The following is a 20,204-nucleotide window of genomic DNA, read 5'->3' on the forward strand; positions in this document are numbered from 1 at the left end:
ACGCATATCTGACGGGCCGAAAAAAAAGCCGGCCGGCCACCTTGACCGCCGTCGAAACGCCCAGTAAACGCAAGGCATTTTACCGGTCAGGGCCCCTGCACGGGACCCCAAAGGAGGTATTCTAAATTACTTTTTGTAATGATTTGCCGGAATAATAGTATTGACCATTTATATATCCTTGTTAAAATCCGCCCATCGAATCCAGAAATGCGGCTTCGAAGCCGGGTAGGCCAACCCGCTTCAGCTTAGCGATAACTACAAGATCGACTTGGATTTTCAGTGGCCGGTTTTCCGATCGAGGTGGGAAAGCCGGTGTAATAGGGAAGCAGCGCGGGCGATTGCCCGTTAGCGCCAGAGGCCTGGACAGGTCGGCGTGCTGCGGCGGTAAGGCGTCGTAATCAAGACAACACGACGTGCCGCCCCGTTCCATATGCCGTAAATGAGTAATCGGGGATGCCTGGCGGGCATGTCAGCTCATTTCTTACGCTGCAGGTTCTGAACCTTCGGTGACGGCGTGATAGGAGTAAAAGTTGTATGAAGAAGTCTGCCTTATCACCTTGGCTGAAGTCCGGTGCCGGCGCGCTGAAAGCGCGTGGCGCCGTGGCAGTGGCCGCGGCTCGCCGTGACTGGCGCCGCATTGTCTGGCATGGCAGCCGCGTGGGCGTTTATTCGTTCAGCGCGGTCGGTCTGTTGGCAGTTGCGGCATCGCTGGCGCTGTGGGCCAAGCCGACCTGGCGTGCGGATCTCGCTTCCCGCGTGAGCCCGCTGCTGGAAGCGGCATCGGGCAAAGCCGTTGCGGCGACGAACATCCCGGCGATCGATAACGTGGCGATCAACAACGCGACGATCAACAACAAGGTCGCGCCTGCGGGCGATCCGAACCTGATGGCGCAAGCGGCACAGCACGTCCCGTCCGCAGCCGTCCTGGCGGCGTACATTCCCGCCACACGAATCGCGACAGATGCGCGCGATGGCCGTGCGGCGTTCGGTTCGCGCGAACAGGTCATGGTCGCCGACTACCTGGCACGCCGTTACCGCGTGGCGGCCGACGTCACGGGCAATCTGGTGCGTGCCGCCTACTCGACGGGCAAGGAAGTCGGCCTCGATCCTATGCTGCTGCTCGCCGTGATGGCGATCGAATCGGGCTTCAATCCGTATGCCGAGAGCACAGTCGGCGCGCAAGGCCTAATGCAGGTCATGTCGAAAGTGCATCGGGACAAGCTTGAATATTTCGGCGGCCCGGAAGCGGCGCTGCACCCGCTCGCGAACATCAAGGTCGGGGCGCTGATTCTGAAGGAATGCATCGCACGTGGCGGTTCTCTGCCCGGCGGCCTGCGTCTGTACGTCGGCTCGACGAGCGCCGGCGACGGCGGGTACGGTGCGAAGGTGATGGCCGAGCGCGATCGTCTGCGCAGCGTGTCGATGGGCCACAAGGTCTCGATCACGGCGCCGCAGGCACCGGTGCTGGTCAGTTCCGCCAAGCCGGCCGCCAAGCCGGCCGCGCCGGCCAAGGCCGATGACGCTTCGACCACGTCGGCTGCGCCGGCAGCCGCGGGCAAGGCGGCAGCCGCCGGCCATCCGCTGCAGGCGGACGACGGCACGGTAGCGTAACTCCGGTCGGTGCGCGGTTGGCACGCCGTTGGCATAGGTTCGCGCTGCGTGGCTGAATGGGGATAGGCGCACAAAAAAAACCGCTGAAGCGATTCAGCGGTTTTTTTTTGTTTTCATTCAGCGTAGCGGGGGACGGCAGCTTCGGGCAGCGATACCGGAAACGATCAGTGCCGGCCGAACACCTTCTCGATGCGCCCCATCGCCTCGTGCAGCGAATCGAGCGACGTCGCGTAGGACAGGCGGATATAGCGGCGCGGTTCGGCGAAGCCGAAATCCATGCCGGGCACGAGCACGACGTCGGCTTCCTGGAGCAGCGCCTGCGTCAACGCGTCGCTGTCGCCAGCGGCCGGGTGATTCACGCCGTCGGCGTTCGCGTAGACGTAGAAGGCGCCGTCGGGCATCACCGGCACCTTGAATCCCAAACGCTCAAGCGCCGGCACCACGTAGTCGCGGCGTGCGCGGAACGCTTCCTTGCGCGCTTCGTAAATGGCGAGGGTGTCCGGCAGGAAACACGCCGTCGCCGCGTGCTGGGCGATGGCCGACGCGCAAATGAACAGATTCTGCGAGAGCTTCTCGAATGCCGGCACCAGCGACGGCGGCACAACCAGCCAGCCCAGGCGCCAGCCCGTCATGTTGAAATACTTGGAAAAACTGCTGACGACGAGGACGTCTTCGCCATAGGACAACGCCGACGTCGGCTCGCCGTCGTAAGACAGCCCCTGGTAAATCTCGTCGACGACCGTGAAGCCTCCGCGGGCGCGGACCGTCTTTACGATGCGGGCGAGTTCGTCGTCTTCGATCGACGTGCCGGTGGGATTCGACGGCGAGGCGAGCAGAACGCCGCGCGTGCGCTTGCCCCAATGTGCCTCGATCCGCTCGGCCGTCAACTGGAAGCGCTCGGCAGGTCCCGACGGAATCAACACCGGCTTACCCTCGAACGTCGCCACGAAATGGCGGTTGCACGGGTAGCACGGGTCGGGCATCAGGACTTCGTCGCCGGGATTGACAAGCGCGGCGCAAGCCAGCACGAGCGCCGCGGATGCGCCGGCCGTTACGATGATGCGTTCGGGCGCCACTTCGAGACCGTAGCGATCGCGGTAGAAGCCGGCAATCGCCTCACGCAGGGCCGTCACGCCCAAGGCGTTCGTGTATTGCGTGCGGCCGTCACGCATGGCCCGGGTGGCCGCCTCGATGACGGCGTCGGGCGCGGTAAAGTCCGGCTCACCGATACCCATGTGAATCACGCGATGTCCCTCGCGTTCACGACGCGCTGCCTGCTTGGCGAGCTCCATCACGTGAAACGGCGCCACTTGCTCGACACGCTGGGCCAGTGCCAGCGCAGGCGTCAGTCGATCGATGCCCGTGCCCATCTTGCTGTCCTCAGTTGCCGCGTCCCGCGTTGCGCTTGGCGACTTCATCCGGGCGCGCCTGCGCCGCGAACTTGTCCAGCACGCCGTTGACGTAGCGATAGCCTTCCACGCCGCCGAAGGTCTTCGCCAGTTCGACCGCTTCGTTAATCACGACGCGGTAGGGGATGTCGAGGTGATGGCGCAGTTCATACGCACCGATTACCAGCACCGCGTGTTCGACCGGCGACAACTCGGCGGCCGGCCGGTCGAGAAACGGTTGCAGGTCCTGCGACAGACCGTCGGCTTCCTGGATGCTGCCATGGAGCAGGGCGTCCAGATGGGTACGGTCGGCCTTGTCATAGCCCGGCGTCGTGCGCAGATGCGCGTCAATTTCTCCCGCACTGCTGCGCGAGAGCAGCCATTGATACAAGCCTTGCAGCGCAAATTCGCGCGCGCGGCGGCGAGCACTCTTCATTACCGACCTTCCTCTTCTTCGTCTTCGTCTTCTTCGTCTTCGCTTCGCAGGGCGTCGAGCGCTTCCGACAGATTCGCCATTTCCACTGCCACGCGAGCCGCGTCGCGGCCCTTCTCGGCGGCGCGCACTTCGGCCTGTTCGTCGTTTTCGGTCGTCAACACCGCATTGGCGATGGGCAGGCCGAAATCGAGGCCGATGCGCGTGATGCCGGCGCCGCTTTCGTTCGACACCAGTTCAAAGTGATACGTTTCTCCGCGAATCACCGCGCCAAGCGCGATAAGGGCATCGAACTGGCCGGATTCGGCCATTTTCTGCAGCGCCAACGGAATTTCCAGCGCGCCGGGCACGGTCACGAGCAGGACGTCCTCGCCCTCGACGCCGAGGCGATCGAGTTCCGCGACGGCCGCGTCGCGCAGGGCCGTGCATACGGCGTCATTGAAACGTGCCTGCACGATGCCGACACGCAGGCCCTCGCCGTCGAGTTCGGGCTGGTATTGTCCGATTTCCATGATGGGCTTCCTTAAAAAGTACCGTCCAGGCGGCGAAAGCAAACAAAAATCGCTGCGCGGGCGCAGCGGATGCAACGGCATAAGGTGCCACGGCCTCATCCGCAAAGCGGACGGACCGGGCAGGCTACTGTATGGCGGCGATCAGGCCGCCGCGCTGTCGGGCATCGGCTGGAAGCCGCAGACTTCCAGTCCGTAGCCCGCCATGTTCGGGATCTTGCGCGGGCTCGCCATCACCCGCATTTTACCGACGCCCAGCTCACGCAGGATTTGTGAACCCACGCCGTGCGTGCGGAAGTCGATCGGGCGGCGCGTAGCGGCCGCGGTGCGCTCGGCTTCGTCCAACGCTTCGAACTGCGAGAACAGATGCGCGGCTTGATCGGCGCAATTGAGCAGGACGATGACGCCCTGGCCGGCCCGCGCCACTTCCCTCATGGCGCTGTACAGGGTCCAGGAGTGGGTGGTGGCGCCGGTTTCGAGCAGATCGAGCACCGACAACGGCTCATGCACGCGCACCAGCGTTTCCTCGTCGGGACGCGGCGTGCCGCACACGAGTGCCAGATGCGGGCTGCCGCTGGGCTTGTCGCGGTAAAGCGTGGCCCGGAACGTACCGTAGGCGGTTTCCATGTCGCGCGTCGCGACCGTCTCGATCATCGATTCGGTGCGAATGCGGTAATGGATCAGGTCGACGATCGTGCCGATCTTGATGCCGTGCTGCTCGGCGAACACGAGCAGTTCCGGCAGACGCGCCATCGTGCCGTCGTCGTTCATGATCTCGCAGATCACGGCGGCCGGCGCCAGGCCGGCCATGGCGGTCAGGTCGCAGCCGGCTTCTGTGTGACCGGCGCGGACCAGCACGCCGCCCGGTTGGGCCATGATCGGGAACACGTGACCAGGCTGGACGATATCGTCCGGGCGGGCATCCTTGGCGATGGCCGTGCGCACCGTGTGCGCCCGGTCCGCGGCGGAAATGCCAGTGGTGACGCCGGTTGCGGCCTCGATCGACTGGGTGAAGGCGGTGCCGTATTGCGTGCCGTTGCGTTGCGTCATCAAGCCCAGGTTCAATTGCTTGCAGCGGGCTTGGGTGAGCGTGAGGCAAATCAGGCCACGGCCGTACTTCGCCATGAAATTGATGGCTTCGGGCGTGGCAAATTCAGCGGCCATCACCAGGTCGCCTTCGTTTTCTCGGTCTTCTTCGTCGACCAGGACGACCATTCGGCCGGCCTTGAGCTCGGCGATGATTTCTTCTGTTGTGGCCAGCGGCATAGCAGGCGGTGCGTGAGCGGAATTCGGAAAGGCTCTATTCTACGCCAAGCCGGTGTCCGTCAGCGGGGGATTGTTGCGCGAAGGGCCAAGTTACACCGCGACGGCGATCCATGGTGGCGAAGCCACCCGTCAACGCCACGCCGACATGGGGTTCCATGCCGCCTACACGAAGTCGCAATAAGGGGCTTGAGATGGCGGGGCGCCCGCAGGCGCCCCTTCCACGGCGTTCAGCCGCCGAGGTACGCGCGTTTGATGTTGTCGTTGGCCAGCAGGTTGGCCGCCGTGTCGGCAAGCACCACGCGTCCGGTCTCCAGCACGTAGCCGCGATCGGCCACGTGCAGCGCCTTGTTCGCATTCTGCTCGACCAAGAACACGGTGACGCCTTCGTCGCGAATCGTGCGGATGATGTCGAAGATCTGCGCGATCACCAGCGGCGCGAGCCCGAGCGTCGGCTCGTCGAGCAGCAACAGGCGCGGACGGCTCATCAGCGCGCGGCCGATCGCGAGCATCTGCTGCTCGCCGCCGGACATGGTGCCGGCACGTTGCCGGCCCCGTTGCGCGAGCCGGGGGAACAGCTTGAACACGTAGTCGATGCCGGCTTCGATCTCGTCTTTCGACGAAAAGAAGCCGCCCATCTTCAGGTTCTCCAGCACGGTCAGGCTCGGAAACACGCGCCGTCCTTCCGGCGAGATGGCCATGCCCCGCCGCATGATGTCGTGCGTCGGTCGGGACGTAATGTCCTGGTCCTCGAACAGCACGCGTCCGCTCGACGCCCGCGGCGAGCCGCAAACCGTCATCATCAACGTGGTCTTGCCGGCGCCATTGCTCCCGATGAGGGTGACGATCTCGCCTTTCCTGACTTCGATCGACACGCCCGCCAAGGCTTCCACCGCGCCGTAGTGGGTGTGGATTTGCTCCAGCTTCAGCATCATTCCTCTCCGAGATAGGCCTTGATCACGCGCGGGTCGTTGCGCACTTCGTCCGGCTTGCCGATCATGATCGGGCGGCCGTGCTCCATCACGAGGATCCGGTCCGAGACGCCCATCACGAGGCTCATGTCGTGCTCGATCAGCAGCACCGAAATGCCGAACTCGCGGCGCAGTGCGTCGACCAGATGCTGCAACTCGATCTTTTCCTGCGGGTTGAGACCCGCGGCAGGTTCGTCGAGCATCAGCAAGCGCGGCTCGGTAATCATGCAGCGCGCAATTTCAAGCCGGCGCTGGTGTCCGTAGGACAGCGTGCCGGCTTCGCGATTGGCAACCGCCGTCAGTCCCATGCGGTCGAGCCAGTGCGCGGCGCGCTCGAGCGCCGTACGTTCCGCGCGGCGATAGGCGGCCGTCGTGAACAGTCCTTGCAGGAACCCGCTGTGCACGCGCATGTGCTGCGCAACCAGCAGGTTCTCCACCACCGTCAGTTGGCGAAACAGGCGGATGTTCTGAAATGTGCGCACCAGTCCGCGCCGCGCCACGAGATGGCTCGGCAGGCCGGTGATCGGCTGTCCGTCGAGCACAATCTCGCCGCCGCTCGGCTTGTAGAAGCCCCCCACGCAGTTGAACACGGTGGTCTTGCCGGCGCCGTTCGGGCCGATAATCGCAAAGACTTCATTGGGGCGCACGTCGAAATCGACGCCATCCACGGCCAGCAAGCCGCCGAAGCGCATTTGCAGGCCGGATAGTTTCAGCAGTTCTGCACTCATTGCGGCAACTCCACATGCGGACGGTTGGCAGGCAGCAGGCCCTGCGGCCGCCACATCATCATGAGCACCATCACAAGGCCGAAGATCAGCATGCGGTACTCCGCGAAGCCGCGCGCCACCTCGGGCAGCACGGTCAGCAGAATGGCGGCGAGGATGACGCCGAGCTGCGAACCCATGCCGCCGAGCACCACCACGGCGAGAATCAGCGCCGATTCGATGAACGTGAACGACTCCGGCGTGACCAGCCCCTGGCGTGCGGCGAAGAAGGCGCCGCCCAAACCTGCGAACGACGCACCGAGCGTGAACGCCGAGAGCTTGATACGCGTCGGGTTCAGGCCGAGCGAGCGGCAAGCGATCTCGTCCTCGCGCAGGGCTTCCCACGCGCGGCCCAGCGGCATGCGGATCAGGCGGCTCGTGACGAACAGCGTGAAACCCAGCAGCAGGAACGCCAGCAGGTAGAGGAAGATCACCATGTGCGAGCCGCTGTACGGGATGCCGATCAGGTCGTGGAACGTTTTCGCGCCCTCGACACTGGCGCTGCGCGCCATCTCGAAACCGAACACGGTCGGCTTCGGAATGCCGGAGACGCCGTCTGGCCCGCCCGTGAGGCGCGTCAGGTTATTGAGCAGCAGGCGGATGATTTCGCCGAAGCCGAGCGTCACGATAGCCAGGTAGTCGCCACGCAGGCGGAGCACCGGAAAACCCAGCAGGAAGCCGAAGGTCGCCGACATCAGCGCAGCGATCGGCAGGCATTCCCAGAAGCTCAGGCCGAAGTACTGATTGAGCAGCGCGTACGTATAGCCTCCGACCGCATAGAAGCCCACGTACCCGAGATCGAGCAGGCCGGCGAAGCCGACGACGATGTTCAGCCCCAGGCCCAGGATCGCGTAGATCAACGCAAGCGTGGCCACGTCGACCGCGCCGCGCGAGCCGATGAACGGCCAGACGAGACCGATCGCCAGCAGCACCCAGACCGCCGCGCGCTGCTGGCGCTTGCCGAGCGCGGGCATCGCCGGCAGCCTGAGCCCACGGCCGGTGCGCGTGAGCATGGGCTTGCAGAGCTGGAACAGGAAGACCACGGCGGCCGCGATCCACACGGGGCGCCAGTGCTGCTCCAGCACCACCTGATAACCCTCCAGTTTCAGTTGCAGGCCGAGGATGGGTGCGGTGAGCAAGATCGTCACCAACGCGGCGATCGCAGCGCCCTTGAGCGTGCCGGTGGCCGGCGCTGCGGGCGCCACACCGGCTTTCATGGAAAGTCCTTGTGTCATATGACCTCACACCTTTTCGACATCCGGCTTGCCGAGCAAACCGGTGGGGCGGAACAGCAGCACCAATACCAGGAGGCCAAAGGCCACGACGTCCTTGTATTCGGACGGCATGTAGCCCGAGGCGAGCGTTTCGGCAAGACCCAGCAGTACGCCGCCCAGCATGGCGCCGGGAATGCTGCCGATGCCGCCGAGCACCGCCGCCGTGAAGGCCTTGATGCCGACAATGAAGCCGATATAGGGATTGAGCTTGCCGATGCTGAGGCCGATCAGCACGCCGCCGACGGCGGCCAGCATCGCGCCGAGCACGAAGGTGAAGGAGATCACCCGGTTCGTGTCGATGCCGAGCAGGTTCGCCATGCGCATGTCTTCGGCACAGGCGCGGCACGCGCGCCCCATGCGGGAGCCGCCGATAAACAGCGTGAGTGCAATCATCAAGACCACGGTGACGCTGACGATCAGCAGGCGCGAATACGGAATGGTGACGGTGAAGTCGCCGCCCATCGGAATATCGATCGCGCCGGCGATCAGCATCGGCACCGACACGTCGCGCGCGCCCTGGCCGATTTGCACGTAGTTCTGCAGGAAGATGGACATGCCGATCGCCGAGATCAGCGGACCGAGCCGGGGGCCGCCGCGCAGCGGGCGATACGCCACCCGCTCGATCGCGAAACCGTAGAGCCCCGTGATCAGTACCGATACCAGCAGCGCCGCGCCGAGCACCAGGGGCAGGGGGTAACCCGCCTGGGCGCCGATCGCGGTCAGCACGACGAGCCCGACATAGGCGCCGATCATATAGATCTCGCCATGGGCAAAGTTGATCATGCCGATAATGCCGTAGACCATTGTGTAGCCGATGGCAATCAATGCATAGATCGCGCCCAGCGTCAGGCCATTGACCAGTTGCTGGGCGAGCTGTGGGAAGAATTCGTTCATGCGGGGAGCCTCACGACGTCAGGGCCGAATACGGAAACGCCCCGCCTGCCTTGCGGCGGGCGGGGTGGACGGGCCGGAACGTCAGTAAATCAGTTGGCGACGGTCTTCGTGGCGTCCTTGTGCCACTTGTAGACGACGAACTTGAACAACCGCAGGTCGCCGCTCGTGTCGTAATTGACCATGCCGATCGGGGTCTGGAACGGATGCTTGTGCATGTAGTCCGCGACCTTGGCGGGATCGGTGCTCTTCGCACCGGCGATGGCGTTGGCGATGATCGAAACGCCGGCGTAGGCGGGCATCTGGAACGGACCGTTCGCGTCGCGCTTGCTGTCGGCGAAGGCCTTGACCACCTTCACGTTGGCCGGGTCGGCGGCGAAGTCGGCCGGCAGCGTCACCAGCATGCCTTCGGAGGCCGCGCCGGCGATGGCCGTCACGTCCTTGTTGCCCACGCCTTCCGGTCCCATGAAGGCTGCCTTCACGCCTTGCTCGCGCGCCTGGCGCATCAGCAGGCCCATCTCCGGGTGATAGCCGCCGAAGTAGACAAAGTCCACGCCTTGCGACTTGAGCTTGGTGATGACGGCCGAGTAGTCGGAGTCGCCAGCGTTGATGCCTTCGAACACCGCCACGGGAATCTTGGCCGCTTCGAGATCCTTCTTCACCGAGGTGGCGATGCCCTGGCCATACGACTGCTTGTCGTGCAGGATGGCAACCTTCTTCGGCTTGACCTTGGTGATGATGTACTGCGCTGCCGCCGGGCCTTGCTGGTCATCGCGGCCGATGGTGCGGAAGATGAACTGGCGCTTCTTGCCTTCGGTCAGCTGAGGCGCGGTGGCCGACGGCGTCACCATCACGATGCCTTCGTTCTCGTAGATGTCCGACGCCGGAATGGTCGAACCCGAACACACGTGACCGATCACATATTTGATTTTCTGGCTGACGATCTTGTTGGCGACGGCCACGGCCTGCTTCGGTTCGCAAGCGTCGTCCATCATCACGGCTTCGAGCTTGTTGCCGCCCGCGCCGCCCGCGGCATTGATCTGTTCAATGGCGGTCAGGGCGCCAGCCTTGACCATGTCGCCATACTGGGCAACCGATCCGCTGAACGGGCCGGCGATCGCGATCTTGACGGTTTCCGCTTGGGCGGCACTGCCGAGGACGGCGAGCGTGGCAGCGACGAAAACGGACTTGTGACGGAACTGCATCCTGGGTGTCTCCTTGATGTTTTTTTCGGCCGGCGCCAGGCATGGCCTGGTCCGGCAAACAGTACGGGGTCACCCACGCCGACCGGGGGGCGTGGGCGATGACCAATGGTAGCGTACTTCGGAGTCCAACTAGCGCCAGGGGTGATATTTGGCAGGAAGTTGCCGGGGAGGGCAGATTGATGGGGGTGTCGGGGTCAAAGATGCCACGTTTTTCGCGATCAGGCGGTCTGCGACGTCGACAGCATCCGTTCTACGTAACGCGCAATCAGGTCGATCTCCAGATTCACCGCATCGCCCACCTTCAGATGTTTGAGCGTGGTGACCGCGACCGTGTGGGGGATCAGGTTGATCGAAAACTCGCAGCCATCGGCCTGATCCGCGATACGGTTGACCGTCAGGCTCACGCCGTTAACGGTTGCGGATCCCTTGTACGCGAGAAACTTCCCCATGTCGGCGGGCGCGAGAACGCGCAACTCGTACGATTCGCCGACCGGGGCAAAATGCGTCACGCGACCGAGTCCGTCGACGTGGCCCGACACGATGTGGCCGCCGAGCCGGTCGTGCGCACGCATCGCCTTCTCCAGATTGACTTCACCGGCTTGCGTGAGTCCCGCCGTTTTCGACAGGCTCTCGCGCGAGACTTCGACGTCGAAGGTCTCGGCGTCCTTTTCCACGACGGTCATGCATGCGCCCTGAATGGCAACGCTGTCGCCCAGGGCGACGTCGGACAAATCGAGTTCGGGTGCATGCACGCGCAGGCGCACGCCCGCCTCGGCGCTGCCGTCGATTGGCGTGACACTGTCGATGCGGCCCACTGCCGCGACGATTCCGGTAAACATGAGGGAAACGCTCCTGAAAGGGATGATGCGAGGAACCTAGTCGCGACGCACGCGGGCGACGATCCGGAGATCGTCGTCCAGAAGACGTACGTCATGAAATCGAAGCGCGATGCGCGGCGCGAGATCGGTCAGTGCCGGCAGGTTGAACATGCCTTGCGCGTCGCCAAGAATGCTCGGGGCGAGATACGTCAGCAATTCGTCGACGCAACCCTCGCGCAACAGTGAGCCGTTGAGCTTGAAACCCGCTTCCACGTGCAGTTCGTTGATCTGCCGTTCGCCGAGAGCGCGCATCAGGGCGGGCAAGTCGACCTTGCCGTGCGGATTGGGCAGGTCGAGCACTTCGATGCCAAGTTCGCGCAGATGGGCCGCGCGCTCGGCCGGGGCATTCGCGCACGCGACCAGCGCGTGGCCGTCGGCAAGCACGCGCGCGGACAGCGGAACGTCGAGTTGGCTGTCGACCAGCACGCGCAACGGCTGGCGCGGTGTCGGCACGGCACGCACGGTCAGCGCGGGGTTGTCCTCGCGCACGGTGCCGATGCCGGTCAGGATGGCGCAGGCGCGCGCACGCCAGGCATGGCCGTCGGCGCGGGCCGTCTCGCCCGTCAGCCATTGGCTCACGCCGTTGTGAAGCGCGGTTTTGCCGTCGAGACTGGCAGCCACTTTCAGGCGCACCCACGGCAAGCCGCGCGTCATGCGCGAGACGAAACCGATGTTGAGTTCCTGCGCTTCCTGTTCGAGCAAACCGCAGCGCACCTCGATGCCGGCATTGCGCAGTATCGCGAGTCCGCGGCCGGCCACGAGCGGATTCGGATCTTCCATGGCCGCGATCACGCGTTTGATGCCGGCTTCGATTAGCGCGTTCGCGCACGGTGGCGTCCGGCCGAAGTGGCTGCAAGGCTCGAGCGTGACGTAGGCGGTCGCGCCGCGCACGCTGTGGCCGCGCGCGGCGGCGTGCTTGAGCGCCTGGATCTCCGCATGATCCTGCCCCGCCGGCTGTGTCCAGCCTTCGCCGATCACGCGCCCTTGCGAGACGATCACGCACCCGACGCGCGGGTTGGGCGCCGTCGTGAACATGCCGTGCTCGCCCAGTGCAAGCGCGCGGCGCATGTAATCGAAATCCTGGTCTGAAAACATAAACGTTCCAAGTGCGCCGGGCGGCGACATGCGCCGCCCGAAACCAGAAGCTTACCGCGTTTCGGGTGGACTAGAGCATGAGCGGACGGTCCGTCAGCGCGTTGTCCGGTTGACGCCCCGCGTGCGCGGGCAGGAAATGCCGGGCGATGACACGGAGTTCGTCGAGCGCTGCGAGGGCGCTGTCCAGATAGCGCTCCTGCCTGAATCCGTCCACCAGCCGCGCGACGAGCCCGTCCCACGCATCGGCGGCGACATGCGTATTGACGCCCCGGTCCGCGAGCAGTTCGATGTCGTGATCGGCGACGTTGATATAGAGGAGAATGCCCGTGCGTTCGTCGGTGTGCGCGATGCCCAATTGATGAAACAGATGCACTGCGCGTTGCCGGCAGGTCTGGCCGCGCCATACGGCGCCCAGCGGCATGGCCGCCTCGATGACCAGGCGAATCTCGCAGCGGTGTTCGGCTTCGGATGCGCCGATGGCAGCCTCGAGCGCGCCCAGCGCCTTCTCGGGGAAGATCCAGCGCGCGTGGGCACGTGTCGTGCCAAGGTGCCGGAACCAACGGGACAGGTCGTGTCGGGCCTCATGGGGCATGGCAAATTCATCGTGTTGCATATGCGCTCACCAGTTGCCGGAAGAACCGCCGCCATCGAAGCCGCCGCCGCCCCCGCCGCCGAAGCCGCCGCCCCCGCCGCCGAATCCACCGCCCCCGCCGCGCCCCCATCCGCCCATGCCGCCGAGTCCTCCCAGCCCACCCACGCCGCCGGGGCCGAAGCGCCCGCGCTGGCCTTGAAAGACACGCTGGCGGGGGTCGTCGGCGACGGCGCCCGGCAAGCCGGGGCCGGTGAAGCGGCGGCGCTCCATCGCCACGACCATCACGATCACGAAGACGATGAACAGCAGCGGCAGAAAGTCGGACAGGTCGGATTGGGGCGGCTTGCTCGCGGGCAACTGCGGTGCCGGCAACGCTTCCTGGTTCAATGCCGCTTCGACCGCGGCGACGCCGGCGGCCAGACCGCCGAAGAAGTCGCCGCTGCGAAAGTGCGGCGCCATGACATCGCGCAGGATGCGGCCGGATATGGCGTCCGTCAACGAACCCTGCACGCCGCGCCCGACTTCGATGCGCATCTTGCGCAAGTCGTTTGGATTGTTCTTGGCGATGAGCACGATCACGCCGTCGTCGATCCCTTTGCGGCCGGCTTTCCACGCGTCGGCAACGCGGATGCTGTATGCGTCGATGGTCTCCGGTGCGGTGCTCGGCACCATCAGGATGAAGATCTGGCTGCCGCGCTGCTGTTCATACTGCGCAAGTTGGGCTTCGAGCGCATTACGCTGGTCGGGCGAGAGTGTGTTCGTGAGATCGGTGACGCGCGCGGTGAGCGGCGGCACGGCGGCCTGGCCGGCGACGGCCGCCGCGGGCCATGCGCAGAGCGCGAGCCAGAGCGCGAGTGCGCCGGCGAGCCAGCGGACGGCGCGAGCCGGCCATGCATCGAACCGTCCGGACGTCGCGGGACGCGGCAGTCGGGTCATGATCGGTGCGCCTGGATCAGAACTTGACGGCCGGCGCCGTCGAGATCGCCTTCTCGTTGTCGACCGTGAAATTCGCCTTCGGTCCGTAGCCGAACATCTTCGCCGTCAGGTTGTTCGGGAAGCTGCGTACGTAGACGTTGTAATCCTGCACCGACTGGATGTAGCGGTTGCGCGCCACGGTGATGCGGTTTTCGGTCCCTTCCAGTTGCGATTGAAGGTCGCGGAACAGTCCGTCCGACTTCAGGTTCGGGTAGTTTTCCGTGACAGCCATCAAACGCGACAACGCGCCGGACAATTCGCCCTGTGCTTGCTGGAAGCGCTTGAACGCTTCCGGATCGTTGAGCGTCTCGGGCGTGACCGTGATGCTGGTCGCCTTGGCGCGCGCCTCGATGACGTCGGTCAGCGTGGACTTCTCCTGTGCCGCATAGCCCTTCACCGTGTTGACGAGGTTCGGCACCAGATCGGCGCGGCGCTGATACTGGTTGACGACTTCGCTCCACGCAGCCTTGACGGCTTCGTCCTTGACCTGGATGTCGTTATACCCGCACGCCGACAGCAGCGACGCGAGCACGCCGAGCACCAGCCAGCGGCCGAACGTACGTGCGGGGCGTTGCGCAAAGGACAGGGGCAGGGCCAGTCGCATGATCGATTTCCTTGTTGTGATGTATCGGGCTGACGGCGTAAGCCGGGCGGCGCTCAGGGGGCTCAGACGATCGCGGCGAACGCTTCGCGCGCGGCGGCAAAGGTGGCCTCGAGAACAGCGTCGTCGTGCATGCTCGAGACGAAACCGGCCTCAAACGCGCTCGGCGCCAGGTACACGCCGCGGTCGAGCATTGCGTGGAAGAATTTGTTGAAGCGCGGCACATCGGCCGTCGTCACTTCAGCGTAGCTGCCCGGCACCGTCGCCCGGAAATACAGGCCGAACATGCCGCCGACGCTGTCGGCCGAGAACGGCACGCCGGCCGCCGCCGCGGCTTCGGTCAGGCCGGCGGTCAGTTTTGCCGTCTGTGCCGTCAGGCGGTCATAAAACCCCGGCGCCTGGATAAGCTTCAACGTGGCCAGGCCGGCGGCGACGGCGAGCGGATTGCCCGAGAGTGTGCCGGCCTGGTAGACGCCGCCCAGCGGTGCAAGATGGGCCATGATGTCGCGCCGTCCGCCGAAGGCCGCCGCCGGCATGCCGCCGCCGATAACCTTGCCGAGGCAGGTCAGGTCGGGCGTGATGCCATACATCGCCTGTGCGCCGCCGAGGCCGACGCGGAAGCCGCACATGACTTCGTCGAAGATCAGCACGGCGCCGTGCGCGCCGCACAGCTCGCGCATCGTCTGCAGGAAATCGGGCGTAGCGCGCACGAGGTTCATGTTCCCGGCGACCGGCTCGACGATCACTGCGGCGATGTCGCCGCCCTGTCCCGCGAAGATGTCGCGCAACTGTTCGACGTTGTTGTATTCGAGCACGAGCGTGTCGCGCGTGACGACTTCCGGCACGCCGGCCGAGGACGGCGCGTTGCGCGTCGTGTCGGCAAACGTCAACAGGCCCGAGCCGGCCTTCACGAGCAGGCTGTCGGCATGTCCATGGTAGCAGCCCTCGAACTTGACGATTTTGTTGCGGCCCGTGAAGCCGCGCGCGAGCCGCAACGCGCTCATGGTGGCTTCCGTGCCTGACGAGACCAGCCGGACTTGTTCAATGGACGGCACGAGCTTGCCGATTTCCTCGGCCATCATCACTTCGCCTTCCGTCGGCGCGCCGAAGGAAAAACCTGAATGCAGCGCGGTTTCCACGGCGGCGACGACCTCCGGGTGCAGATGGCCGACGATCATCGGGCCCCACGAGCCGATGTAGTCGATGTAGCGCATCCCTTCGGCGTCCCACATATAGGGGCCTTGCGCGCGGGCGATGAAGCGCGGCGTGCCGCCGACCGAGCGGAAGGCGCGCACCGGCGAATTCACGCCGCCGGGAATGGTTTGCTGGGCACGGTCGAACAACTGCTGATTTGTAGACATGACGTTCCTGAAGTGCGGTGAGCGCCGCGGCGCGCGCCAAAGGGCACTCGCCCGGGAGTCCCGTGGGCGGCGGCCGGCGTCTGCCGGCCTGGGGCCTGGCGGGCCCTGACGGAACGATTTTAGCGGAAGCGGCGCCCGGGCGGCCATCAGATATCGCTGGAACTGCTCGCCGTCGACGATCAGCCGGAAGCGGCGGGCGAATATCACCGCGGAATGCCACCGGCGGCCGGCAGGCCCCTCAACGGCGCAGCCAGCCGCGCGAGATCGGCCAGGCCATTACGCCACGATAGATCCCTTCCAATATGGCGCAGGCCACACGGCTCGTTTCCCGCGCGGCCGTCATGCGCATGATCAGCGCCACGACAAGCGCGACGGCGAAGCCGCCCGCCATGTCGACCGGCCAATGCACCCCGAGATAGATGCGCGCCCAGGCGACCGGGAACGCGCACAGCAACAGCAGCCGGCCAAGCAGCCGTGGCGAACGGGCGATGGTGTTCATCAGCACGAAGGCGGCGGTGAACATGATCGTGCCGTGATTGCTGGGGAACGCGGGCGTCGGTGCGTGCGCAAGCCATTGCGTGCCGAGGCCGGCCACGAACGGGCGCGGTTCCGGCCAGAGCAAGCCGGTCAAGCCGCTGATCGCGAGGGCCAGCGCCAGCCCGATCAGGCCATGCACCGCACTTTCACGATCGCGGCCGCCGGCGAACCATAGCGCGATGAGGCCGAGGGGTACCAGTGCGATCAGGTATTTCGCGCAGAACACGGCGACGGCGATTTCACCCGGGCTGGCCGAGGACGAAGCGTTGATCCAGAGAAACAGGGCGCGATTCAGGTTTTCCATTCCGCGAGCAGAAAATTGTGACGAAAGTGTGTCAGTCATGTGACGCGAACCGGCAATTGTCCTGCATCGGGTGCCGCCCGGGTAGGGGAAATACCGTGATTTTTTTGTAACAGCAGGAATCGTGCCTTTTCTTTCAGGACGGCCAAGGGTAGAATCGCGCCGTCATAGTACTCAGGAGGTCCTCGTGGACAGTTGTTCAGGTAGTAGTCGGTCGGCATCCGCCGACGCCATTACCGCGAGTTAGTCCCGGGAATTTCCCAGCCGCTAACTCGCATTTGCCGGGTTAGCGCGCGCCGGCGAGGCTGTTCAGGTCTCGTCTCACGTAGCACGCTCCCTTAGAAGTTCTTGTCTTGCCGTTCGGGCTGTCCCGACGTGTGCGCTTGCGCCATGACGCGATTCGTCGTCATCGTCCGCATCCGCGCGCGTCGCGACCGGCGCCGCGTGGCAGGGAGAGCCGCCGTGTTCCGTTTCGAAGGAATTTCATCATGCAACAAGCCCTGACTCTCAGCGAGCGCGTCATCGCCGTACTCGGCGCCCGGCTCGGCCTGCGCTACTTCAAGCGCGATCCCATTCCGGACGGCCTCGATACCCTCGACGTCCCCGCACACGGCCACGAGGCACCACCAGGTTTGCTCGACGCGGCGCGTACCGCCGCGCCCGATCTGCTTGTCCGGCTGCAATCGCGCCGCGACGGGCTGTCCGATGACGAGGCCGCGACCGTTCGTGCGCACGTCGGGCCCAACGAAGTCGAGCACGAGAAGCCGCTGCCCTGGTGGCAGCACTTGTTTCAATGCTACCGAAATCCGTTCAACCTGCTGTTGACGGTACTGGCGACAGTCTCGTTCGCTACTGACGACACCGAGGGAACGATCATCATCGCTACGATGGTGATCATTTCCACGGTGTTGCGCTTCGTTCAGGAAGCCCGTTCCAACAAGGCCGCCGAGCAGTTGAAGGCGATGGTCAGCACCACCGCCACGGTATTGCGCCGCGACGTCCTCGACGGCGCCGATCCGGCCGCGATGGTCCGCGGCGGGCGCCTGGGCCGCGAGATCCCGCTGAGCGAGCTTGTGCCCGGCGATATCGTGCTGCTGGCCGCCGGCGACATGATTCCGGCCGACGTCCGCGTGCTCGCCGCGAAGGACTTGTTCGTAAGCCAGTCGGCGCTGACGGGCGAGGCATTGCCGGTCGAGAAATTCTCGCATGCGAGCGATGCCGCCGGCACCAATCCGCTTGAGTACGACAACCTCGCATTCATGGGGACGAACGTCGTCAGCGGCTCGGCCTGCGCGGTCGTCGTGAGCACCGGCGCGCGGACGTTCTTCGGCTCACTCGCGCAACGCGTGACTGCGCAGGAACGCACGCTGACATCGTTCCAGCAAGGCGTGAACCGCGTGAGCTGGGTGTTGATCCGCTTCATGCTTGTCATGTCGCCGCTGGTGCTCGTCATCAATGGCGTGACCAAACACGACTGGCTCGAGGCGGCGCTGTTCGCGCTGTCGGTGGCCGTCGGCCTCACGCCGGAAATGCTGCCCATGATCGTGACGGCCACGCTCGCCAAGGGCGCGGTGATGCTCTCGAAGAAGAAGGTGATCGTGAAGCGGCTCGACGCGATCCAGAACTTCGGCGCGATGGACGTGCTTTGCACGGACAAGACCGGCACGCTGACGCAGGACAAGATCTGTCTCGAACGTCACACCAATGTGTGGGGGCAACTGTCGGAAGATGTCCTTGAGTACGCTTACCTGAACAGCTTCTACCAGACCGGCCTGAAGAACCTGCTCGATGTGGCCGTGCTCAATCATGGCGAATTGCATCAGCGGCTCGACGTCGTGAACCGGTATCGCAAGATCGATGAGATTCCGTTCGATTTCCAACGCCGCCGCATGTCGGTGGTGGTGAGCGAAAATGGTGAGCACCATGAACTGATTTGCAAGGGTGCTGTCGAGGAAGTGCTTGCCGTGTGCGATCGCGTGCAGCATGGCGCGCAGGTTGAACCGCTGACGCCCGAATTGCTCACGCAACTGCGCCGCGTCACGGGCGACCTCAATGCGGAAGGGCTGCGCGTGGTGGCCGTGGCAACGCGTCATCTGCCGCCGGTGCAGGAGGCATACAGCGTGGCGGATGAGCGCGAATTGGTGCTCGTCGGGTACATCGCCTTCCTGGACCCGCCCAAGGAATCGACGGCGCCGGCGTTGAAGGCGCTTGCTGCGGCTGGCGTCACGGTCAAGGTGCTGACCGGCGACAACGATCTCGTCACGACGAAAGTGTGCCGCGAAGTCGGGTTGAAGGTGTCGGGGTGCGTTCGCGGCGACGAAGTCGAGAAGATGACCGACGCGGAACTGGCCACGTGCGTGGCGCGCGCCAACGTGTTCGCGAAGCTCACGCCCGCTCACAAGGAGCGGATCGTGCGCGTGTTGCGTGCGAACGGACACGTCGTCGGTTTCATGGGCGACGGCATCAATGATGCGCCGGCGCTGCGCGCGGCCGATATCGGCATCTCGGTCGACACGGCCGTCGATATCGCCAAGGAAGCGGCCGACCTGATCCTGCTCGAGAAGAGCCTGATGGTGCTGGAGCAGGGCGTGATCGAAGGCCGCCGCACGTTTGCGAACATGCTCAAGTACATCAAGATGACGGCCAGCTCGAACTTCGGCAATGTCTTCTCGGTGCTGATCGCGAGCGCATTCCTGCCGTTCCTGCCCATGTTGCCGCTGCAATTGCTCACGCAGAACCTGCTGTACGATCTGTCGCAGACGACGATCCCGTTCGATAACGTCGACGACGAACAGCTCGCGGCACCGCAGCGCTGGAACCCGGCCGACCTGAGCCGCTTCATGATCTGCTTCGGGCCGGTCAGTTCGATCTTCGACGTGTTGACCTTCCTTGGCATGTGGCATCTGTTCGGCGCGAACGCGGCGGAACATCAGACTTTGTTCCAGTCGGGCTGGTTTGTCGAAGGACTGCTGTCGCAAACGCTGATCGTGCACCTGATCCGCACGCGCCGCATTCCGTTCGTGCAGAGCATTGCCGGTTGGCCGTTGCTGGTGATGACCGGCATGGTGATGCTGATCGGCATCGCGCTGCCGATGACGCCGCTCGCCGAATACTTCCGCATGGAAGCGTTGCCGTTGGCGTATTTCCCCATGCTGGCAGCGCTGCTGCTCGGCTATGCCGTGCTCACGCAAATGGTCAAGACGGCCTTCACACGCCGCTTCGGCTGGCAGTAAGCCGCCATCGCGTTCTTGCGCGCCGCGCTCGGCAATCCACCGAGTGCGGTTGCTGCAAGCGGGCGCGCAATCATTCCCTCGCAATTCAACATGAAATCGTGCGGCCGGAGCTTCCGGTCGCACGCGCTGCTGCGCCCGGCGCACTCGGCAGTTGGCGACGTGCTTTGAGCGATTTTCGGAATTTTCCGTGTTCCCCTGCGGGCTAACATTGCGTAGCATTGGCGCCCGTGTGTTGACGACCGTTCATGCGACGTGCCCGTCTCGTTGCGTCTTTCCAGCGCCGTCCCAATCCCCCGACCAGAGCCACTTCGCCGCCGGCAGC

19 protein-coding genes are annotated in these 20,204 nt (G+C 64.7%); 2 read left to right on the forward strand and 17 right to left on the reverse strand.

Annotated elements, in window-relative coordinates; all coding sequences use genetic code 11:
* Window positions 1–534 precede the first annotated feature (534 nt).
* A complete protein-coding gene (locus PTE30175_RS00265) occupies window positions 535–1,611 on the forward strand; it encodes a lytic transglycosylase domain-containing protein (protein ID WP_150695055.1) in 1,077 nt (358 codons plus the stop codon).
* A gap of 164 nt (window positions 1,612–1,775) precedes the next feature.
* On the opposite strand, the gene PTE30175_RS00270 is transcribed toward PTE30175_RS00265, so the two are convergent.
* From PTE30175_RS00270 to PTE30175_RS28090, 17 genes are all read right to left on the reverse strand, one after another.
* Window positions 1,776–2,981 (reverse strand): pyridoxal phosphate-dependent aminotransferase, encoded by a 1,206-nt coding sequence (locus PTE30175_RS00270; protein WP_420819594.1) that lies wholly within the window; start codon window positions 2,979–2,981, stop codon window positions 1,776–1,778.
* A 10-nt stretch (window positions 2,982–2,991) separates the two neighbouring features.
* On the reverse strand, window positions 2,992–3,435 hold the full coding sequence (gene nusB, locus PTE30175_RS00275; protein ID WP_150695056.1) for a transcription antitermination factor NusB: 444 nt from the start codon (window positions 3,433–3,435) through the stop codon (window positions 2,992–2,994).
* Window positions 3,435–3,944: a 6,7-dimethyl-8-ribityllumazine synthase gene (gene ribH / locus PTE30175_RS00280; RefSeq protein WP_150695057.1), complete on the reverse strand. Its 510-nt coding sequence runs from the start codon at window positions 3,942–3,944 to the stop codon at window positions 3,435–3,437. Before ribH ends, nusB begins: the two co-directional genes overlap by 1 nt.
* Before the next feature lie 141 nt (window positions 3,945–4,085).
* Window positions 4,086–5,207, reverse strand: coding sequence for a bifunctional 3,4-dihydroxy-2-butanone-4-phosphate synthase/GTP cyclohydrolase II (gene ribBA, locus PTE30175_RS00285; protein WP_150695058.1), 1,122 nt, complete (start codon window positions 5,205–5,207; stop codon window positions 4,086–4,088).
* A 227-nt stretch (window positions 5,208–5,434) separates the two neighbouring features.
* Window positions 5,435–6,136: an ABC transporter ATP-binding protein gene (locus PTE30175_RS00290; RefSeq protein WP_150695376.1), complete on the reverse strand. Its 702-nt coding sequence runs from the start codon at window positions 6,134–6,136 to the stop codon at window positions 5,435–5,437.
* Window positions 6,136–6,903 (reverse strand): high-affinity branched-chain amino acid ABC transporter ATP-binding protein LivG, encoded by a 768-nt coding sequence (livG, locus tag PTE30175_RS00295; protein WP_150695059.1) that lies wholly within the window; start codon window positions 6,901–6,903, stop codon window positions 6,136–6,138. Before livG ends, PTE30175_RS00290 begins: the two co-directional genes overlap by 1 nt.
* Window positions 6,900–8,174, reverse strand: a complete 1,275-nt coding sequence (locus PTE30175_RS00300; RefSeq protein WP_150695060.1) for a high-affinity branched-chain amino acid ABC transporter permease LivM — start codon at window positions 8,172–8,174, stop codon at window positions 6,900–6,902. Before PTE30175_RS00300 ends, livG begins: the two co-directional genes overlap by 4 nt.
* 6 nt (window positions 8,175–8,180) lie before the next feature.
* Window positions 8,181–9,107 carry a high-affinity branched-chain amino acid ABC transporter permease LivH gene (gene livH / locus PTE30175_RS00305; protein ID WP_150695061.1) on the reverse strand — a complete coding sequence of 309 codons (927 nt, stop codon included), beginning with the start codon at window positions 9,105–9,107 and terminating at the stop codon, window positions 8,181–8,183.
* 89 nt (window positions 9,108–9,196) lie between these two features.
* Complete coding sequence (locus PTE30175_RS00310; RefSeq protein ID WP_150695062.1) at window positions 9,197–10,309, reverse strand: branched-chain amino acid ABC transporter substrate-binding protein; 1,113 nt, start codon at window positions 10,307–10,309, stop codon at window positions 9,197–9,199.
* A gap of 218 nt (window positions 10,310–10,527) precedes the next feature.
* Window positions 10,528–11,148 carry a riboflavin synthase gene (locus PTE30175_RS00315; RefSeq protein ID WP_150695063.1) on the reverse strand — a complete coding sequence of 207 codons (621 nt, stop codon included), beginning with the start codon at window positions 11,146–11,148 and terminating at the stop codon, window positions 10,528–10,530.
* Window positions 11,149–11,184: 36 nt separating this feature from the next.
* Window positions 11,185–12,282 carry a bifunctional diaminohydroxyphosphoribosylaminopyrimidine deaminase/5-amino-6-(5-phosphoribosylamino)uracil reductase RibD gene (ribD, locus tag PTE30175_RS00320; RefSeq protein ID WP_150695064.1) on the reverse strand — a complete coding sequence of 366 codons (1,098 nt, stop codon included), beginning with the start codon at window positions 12,280–12,282 and terminating at the stop codon, window positions 11,185–11,187.
* Window positions 12,283–12,352: 70 nt separating this feature from the next.
* The gene (locus tag PTE30175_RS00325) at window positions 12,353–12,895 is read right to left on the reverse strand and encodes a TPM domain-containing protein (RefSeq protein WP_150695065.1); all 543 of its coding nucleotides are present in this window, start codon (window positions 12,893–12,895) and stop codon (window positions 12,353–12,355) included.
* A 6-nt stretch (window positions 12,896–12,901) separates the two neighbouring features.
* On the reverse strand, window positions 12,902–13,810 hold the full coding sequence (locus PTE30175_RS00330; protein ID WP_150695066.1) for a TPM domain-containing protein: 909 nt from the start codon (window positions 13,808–13,810) through the stop codon (window positions 12,902–12,904).
* 16 nt (window positions 13,811–13,826) lie between these two features.
* A complete protein-coding gene (locus PTE30175_RS00335) occupies window positions 13,827–14,453 on the reverse strand; it encodes a LemA family protein (RefSeq protein ID WP_150695067.1) in 627 nt (208 codons plus the stop codon).
* A gap of 62 nt (window positions 14,454–14,515) precedes the next feature.
* Window positions 14,516–15,811, reverse strand: a complete 1,296-nt coding sequence (gene hemL, locus PTE30175_RS00340) for a glutamate-1-semialdehyde 2,1-aminomutase (RefSeq protein WP_150695068.1) — start codon at window positions 15,809–15,811, stop codon at window positions 14,516–14,518.
* Between the two features lie 238 nt (window positions 15,812–16,049).
* Window positions 16,050–16,652, reverse strand: a complete 603-nt coding sequence (locus tag PTE30175_RS00350; protein WP_191628710.1) for a phosphatase PAP2 family protein — start codon at window positions 16,650–16,652, stop codon at window positions 16,050–16,052.
* Window positions 16,653–16,687: 35 nt separating this feature from the next.
* Window positions 16,688–16,870 carry a hypothetical protein gene (locus PTE30175_RS28090; RefSeq protein WP_191628712.1) on the reverse strand — a complete coding sequence of 61 codons (183 nt, stop codon included), beginning with the start codon at window positions 16,868–16,870 and terminating at the stop codon, window positions 16,688–16,690.
* A 267-nt stretch (window positions 16,871–17,137) separates the two neighbouring features.
* Between PTE30175_RS28090 and mgtA the strand changes: the two genes are divergently transcribed.
* Window positions 17,138–19,882 carry a magnesium-translocating P-type ATPase gene (mgtA, locus tag PTE30175_RS00355; protein ID WP_150695070.1) on the forward strand — a complete coding sequence of 915 codons (2,745 nt, stop codon included), beginning with the start codon at window positions 17,138–17,140 and terminating at the stop codon, window positions 19,880–19,882.
* The last annotated feature ends 322 nt before the right edge of the window (window positions 19,883–20,204 follow it).

The organism is Pandoraea terrae, assembly GCF_902459695.1.
Classification (GTDB): Bacteria; Pseudomonadota; Gammaproteobacteria; order Burkholderiales; family Burkholderiaceae; genus Pandoraea; species Pandoraea terrae.

What these genes read in the sequence shown, in the direction of transcription:
- PTE30175_RS00265 (WP_150695055.1), top strand. Translation starts at nt 535, where the DNA reads ATGAAGAAGTCTGCCTTATCACCTTGGCTGAAGTCCGGTGCCGGCGCG.
- PTE30175_RS00270 (WP_420819594.1), bottom strand. Translation starts at nt 2,981, where the DNA reads ATGGGCACGGGCATCGATCGACTGACGCCTGCGCTGGCACTGGCCCAG.
- nusB (WP_150695056.1), bottom strand. Translation starts at nt 3,435, where the DNA reads ATGAAGAGTGCTCGCCGCCGCGCGCGCGAATTTGCGCTGCAAGGCTTG.
- ribH (WP_150695057.1), bottom strand. Translation starts at nt 3,944, where the DNA reads ATGGAAATCGGACAATACCAGCCCGAACTCGACGGCGAGGGCCTGCGT.
- ribBA (WP_150695058.1), bottom strand. Translation starts at nt 5,207, where the DNA reads ATGCCGCTGGCCACAACAGAAGAAATCATCGCCGAGCTCAAGGCCGGC.
- PTE30175_RS00290 (WP_150695376.1), bottom strand. Translation starts at nt 6,136, where the DNA reads ATGCTGAAGCTGGAGCAAATCCACACCCACTACGGCGCGGTGGAAGCC.
- livG (WP_150695059.1), bottom strand. Translation starts at nt 6,903, where the DNA reads ATGAGTGCAGAACTGCTGAAACTATCCGGCCTGCAAATGCGCTTCGGC.
- PTE30175_RS00300 (WP_150695060.1), bottom strand. Translation starts at nt 8,174, where the DNA reads ATGACACAAGGACTTTCCATGAAAGCCGGTGTGGCGCCCGCAGCGCCG.
- livH (WP_150695061.1), bottom strand. Translation starts at nt 9,107, where the DNA reads ATGAACGAATTCTTCCCACAGCTCGCCCAGCAACTGGTCAATGGCCTG.
- PTE30175_RS00310 (WP_150695062.1), bottom strand. Translation starts at nt 10,309, where the DNA reads ATGCAGTTCCGTCACAAGTCCGTTTTCGTCGCTGCCACGCTCGCCGTC.
- PTE30175_RS00315 (WP_150695063.1), bottom strand. Translation starts at nt 11,148, where the DNA reads ATGTTTACCGGAATCGTCGCGGCAGTGGGCCGCATCGACAGTGTCACG.
- ribD (WP_150695064.1), bottom strand. Translation starts at nt 12,282, where the DNA reads ATGTTTTCAGACCAGGATTTCGATTACATGCGCCGCGCGCTTGCACTG.
- PTE30175_RS00325 (WP_150695065.1), bottom strand. Translation starts at nt 12,895, where the DNA reads ATGCAACACGATGAATTTGCCATGCCCCATGAGGCCCGACACGACCTG.
- PTE30175_RS00330 (WP_150695066.1), bottom strand. Translation starts at nt 13,810, where the DNA reads ATGACCCGACTGCCGCGTCCCGCGACGTCCGGACGGTTCGATGCATGG.
- PTE30175_RS00335 (WP_150695067.1), bottom strand. Translation starts at nt 14,453, where the DNA reads ATGCGACTGGCCCTGCCCCTGTCCTTTGCGCAACGCCCCGCACGTACG.
- hemL (WP_150695068.1), bottom strand. Translation starts at nt 15,811, where the DNA reads ATGTCTACAAATCAGCAGTTGTTCGACCGTGCCCAGCAAACCATTCCC.
- PTE30175_RS00350 (WP_191628710.1), bottom strand. Translation starts at nt 16,652, where the DNA reads ATGGAAAACCTGAATCGCGCCCTGTTTCTCTGGATCAACGCTTCGTCC.
- PTE30175_RS28090 (WP_191628712.1), bottom strand. Translation starts at nt 16,870, where the DNA reads ATGCCGACCGACTACTACCTGAACAACTGTCCACGAGGACCTCCTGAG.
- mgtA (WP_150695070.1), top strand. Translation starts at nt 17,138, where the DNA reads ATGCAACAAGCCCTGACTCTCAGCGAGCGCGTCATCGCCGTACTCGGC.